This is a genomic window from Flavobacterium croceum DSM 17960, assembly GCF_002917885.1.
Lineage (GTDB): Bacteria > Bacteroidota > Bacteroidia > Flavobacteriales > Flavobacteriaceae > Flavobacterium > Flavobacterium croceum.
In genome coordinates this window covers 1-4071 of record NZ_PQNY01000048.1, presented here as the reverse complement: position 1 = coordinate 4071, position 4071 = coordinate 1, and the positions used below count along the sequence as shown (strand labels likewise).

Below are 4071 nucleotides of genomic sequence, written 5' to 3'. Positions count from 1 at the left end.
AATTGAAGTCACTTTTTCACGAAAATGTTTATCTTTATCAGAAATTTAGCCGTTCGCTGGCTTCGCTTCTACGTCAAGCCGCGAAACGTTGGCAGAAACCTTATTGAAAAATTACATAATAAAATAATTTTTTACTCGTTTTAAAAAAATTAACCTTTAAACTATATAATTTATGAAGAAGTATTTAAGTGTTTTATTAACCACGCTAACATTATTCAGTTGTCAAAAAGAGGATTTTACCAGTGATATTGGAAATAATCCTATTAAAAAATCAAATCTCACTATGAGAAAAAACGAAAATGACAAACCTGATGTACAAACACAAATTGTTTTGGGCAAACAATTAAAAAATCCATATTCTGTAAAGAATATGCAGGCTGCATTTGACTATTACAATGAAATTATTAGTGATTCTAAATTCAAAGATAAAGTAGTTAAACCTACAAATTTATACATAAAAATAATCCCTAAATCTGTTGAAGATTTAGAAAAGTTAGATAATTTGGATAAAGAAAGTGAAGACTTCACTCCTGTTTTACAAGACTATCCAATGGATTATGAAATTATTACTGAAGGAGATTATTATGTATACCCTAAAAGCGAAGAAGATTTATTTTATCCAGCATATACAGTAATTCCTGTTGGTTATCAACTTCCTGAAGGCATTACCTACGAAGTGTTAGATGAATTATATCAGCCAAAAGATGAAGAATATGATATTGAGACAATATCTATGTTTTTTGCTGATTGGAAAGAAGACTTAGAAGTTGATGACATTTTTTTAACAACAGACAATTTACCCGAATATTTGATAAAATCTAACGCTGAAGCTGTAAAAAGTGGTCTGACATTAGGTAACTTTATGGCTCGAAGAAAATTTACTCCTGACGGTTATGTAAAAGTTCAAAATACTGCAACTAATGTTTATGACCCATTAATGCAAGCAGAAATTTCGTATGGTAGAAGTTTATGGTGGCACTACACATATACTGATGATAATGGTTATTTTTCAGCATCTCACAGTTATAGAGGAAAAGTTAGAATTAGAGCAAAATGGAGAGGATATACCGCAACAATCAGAAAAACTTGGAATGAAGTTTTAGGTCTTTGGGTCTCTGACCATTTGATGACAGTGTCTAGAAATAATAATGGTATAACAAAATATATAGAATATAACGAACCGCATACTGGTATATTTGGTATTGATTTAGAAGGTGGACATCTATGGTATAAGGGTACCATTCATAACGGATTAAGAAAATATATTGATTATTGTAATAACAATGGAATATCAAATACTATTAGCTATGCTAATGTTTGGGCTTGGGCAAAAGGCAAAGATGCAAGCACTCCTATGTTATATAAATATAGGCAACTAGCAACACTATCATCTGTAGCAAATATGGGACAAGCTGACTTCTGGCATGTTATGGTTAATTCTATTTCAAGCATTATTATAAATATTTTACCCTCTCATTTAAGACCTGACCAAATTTACGCAGGCTTAAGACCTAGAGCTAACGAAGGTACAACAAGTAATACTATAAGAATTCATCAAACAGTTTTTCACGAGTCAGGTCATTATTCTCACGCATCAAAAGCAGGTGATTGGTTTTGGGCTCAAGTTTTTGCCAGTGAAATTAGTAATCAATTTGTTAACGGAGATCCATATTCCGATGGAAGTATGCCTTCTTACCAAGCCGCAGATAGAATAGCACTAGCAGAAGGATGGGGAAATTTAACAGAATTTAAGATTGCCCAGTATTACTATGGTAAAGCGAAAATTTACTCTCCGTATGCAAATTACATAAGTGGTACTTTAAGTACTAATATTACGTCTACATTTGAAAATTTTAACCAAATTGAAACGCCTATTTCAATAACAACTTATGATGATAAACATTGGTTTATGCATGGCATAATGTGGGATTTACTTGATAATAATATTGATGGAACCGCATCTATAAGAAGATATGGAAATGGAAGTCCTGCTACCCAACTAATTGATAATGCTTTTATTGGTAATCCAAACAATCAATTTGATTTAACACCTATTTATGATAGATTAGAATCTAATATTAATAATCAATCAAATTTAAGAAACGCATTAATTACAGCATATCCAAATCAAGCCTCACAAATAAGAATTTTATTTAGCTCATATTATGACCCACTTTAAATATATATATATCATAGGATTACTTCTTTTAATGACAACCCTTGTAGGTTGCCCAGGTGAAGTAGATTGCAATGACCTAGCTGCCATTGCAAAAAAAGAAAATTTAATTAAAATTTTTCCTTTACAATCAACTTATAACCAAGGTGATATTATAACCCTTAAAGTAGATATTCCATCAACGAATAACTATTATGGTAATCAAGTAGATTTATTTGGGCAAACTAATGATAATTCGGCATTATTAATTACAAATAGTTTACTATTTCAAAATAATCAACTAACATTTATAAAAGGTAGTCAAGGAAGCAACATTAATTGGTTTGAAATTCCTTATAATTCAGTAACAGGCAACTATGAACTTGAAGTAAAAATTAAATTAAACAGAGTAGGTTTTTATTCTATTATTTCTGCTGATTATTTTGAATTCCAAGGTAGTGATAAATGTAACAGATTTAGATTAGACACTAACATTGAAGGAGTAAATAATCAAGGTAAAATAGAATTTACGGTTCAATAACTAAATTAACAAAAATGATAAAACATATTTAAAGGCAATAGCCTTTAAATATGTTTTTTTGTTTCATCTCTTTATCTAACAAATAATTTATTACTTTTGATTTTATAACCACCTAATAATTAACATTATGACTTCTACTTTCGAGACAGGACACGCAAAAAACGTTGCAAACTTCCAAGATTTAATTTCTTTCGTAACTGGTTACGGTTCAACTTACAACCCGAGTAAAAACTCATTAAAATTACCACAACTTAATGCATTATATACTGCATCACAAACAAGTTTAGCCGATGTAGTTGCAAAAAACACAACATACAACAATAAAGTAAACGAGCGTGTTTTAGCCTTCAAAGATTTAAAATCACTATCAACTAGGTTGATAAACGCATTACAAGCGACTGATGCAAGCGAACAAAAAGTAGCAGATGCGAAAGCATTTAACAAAAAAATGCAAGGTATTAGATCTAAGGCAGTTGAAATATCAAACGATCCAAACACACCAGCTCCAAAAACCATTTCAACTAGTCAACAATCTTATGACCAACAAATTCAGCATCTAGCGGGTATAATATCCGTTTTACAATCAGAACCAAGCTATACTCCAAACGAAACCGATTTACAAATTGCCACTTTAACAGCTAAACAAGCAGACTTAACAGCTAAAAATAGTGCGGTTGCAACAGCTTACACTAACGTAAGTAATTCAAGAATTGCACGAGATACTACAATTTACGGGACTGACACAGGCTTATTTGACGTGGCAACCGAAGTAAAGAAATACATCAAGTCAGTTTTTGGCGCAACCAGTCCACAATTTGCTCAAGTAAAAGGAATAGAATTTACCAAGAAAAAGAAATAACAAAACATTAATAATAAATATGACAAGCAGTAAAAAAAAACTCCCTTCCCTATGTATATTTATTGCTACCGCAAAAATATATATCTGCTCCGCAGTTATATAAATGCGTTTTGCATTTATTTTTATACTTGTCATATTTATATTTATATCAATCCGACTTACATATATTGAAATCTAAATTACATTTATTGTAATCTGAATTATATTTATACTTGTCCGACTTACATATATTTAAATCTGAAACTCAATTCTTAAAGATCAACAAAACATAACGGAAAATAAAAGAATAAAAGGCTTCTGCCAACAGCCGTTTTGCTCTATTGCGAATTTTGTAGTAAGTTCTCGTTCAGTGTCCGCAAGAAATAGTATCTTAGCAGAAAATACGCCGTTACGAACTTCGCAACAGAAGCAAAGCGGCGAGACGTTATATGCAAGCTTTTTCCACGAATCCTAATAAATATTTTGCTAAATTGAAATGAAAAATTTTATCATACTTTTTTTTACACTTATTCTGTC

3 protein-coding genes are annotated in these 4071 nt (G+C 30.9%); all 3 read left to right on the top strand.

The window, feature by feature from the left end; genetic code table 11:
• Positions 1-172 precede the first annotated feature (172 nt).
• The 3 genes from Q361_RS13130 to Q361_RS13120 all read left to right on the top strand — a co-directional run bounded on the left by Q361_RS13130 (position 173) and on the right by Q361_RS13120 (position 3555).
• The gene (locus Q361_RS13130; protein WP_103727183.1) at positions 173-2179 is read left to right on the top strand and encodes a hypothetical protein; all 2007 of its coding nucleotides are present in this window, start codon (positions 173-175) and stop codon (positions 2177-2179) included.
• A complete protein-coding gene (locus tag Q361_RS13125; protein ID WP_146047041.1) occupies positions 2166-2696 on the top strand; it encodes a hypothetical protein in 531 nt (176 codons plus the stop codon). The genes Q361_RS13130 and Q361_RS13125 overlap by 14 nt, the downstream gene beginning before the upstream one ends.
• Positions 2697-2823: 127 nt before the next feature.
• Positions 2824-3555 carry a hypothetical protein gene (locus Q361_RS13120; RefSeq protein ID WP_103727181.1) on the top strand — a complete coding sequence of 244 codons (732 nt, stop codon included), beginning with the start codon at positions 2824-2826 and terminating at the stop codon, positions 3553-3555.
• The last annotated feature ends 516 nt before the right edge of the window (positions 3556-4071 follow it).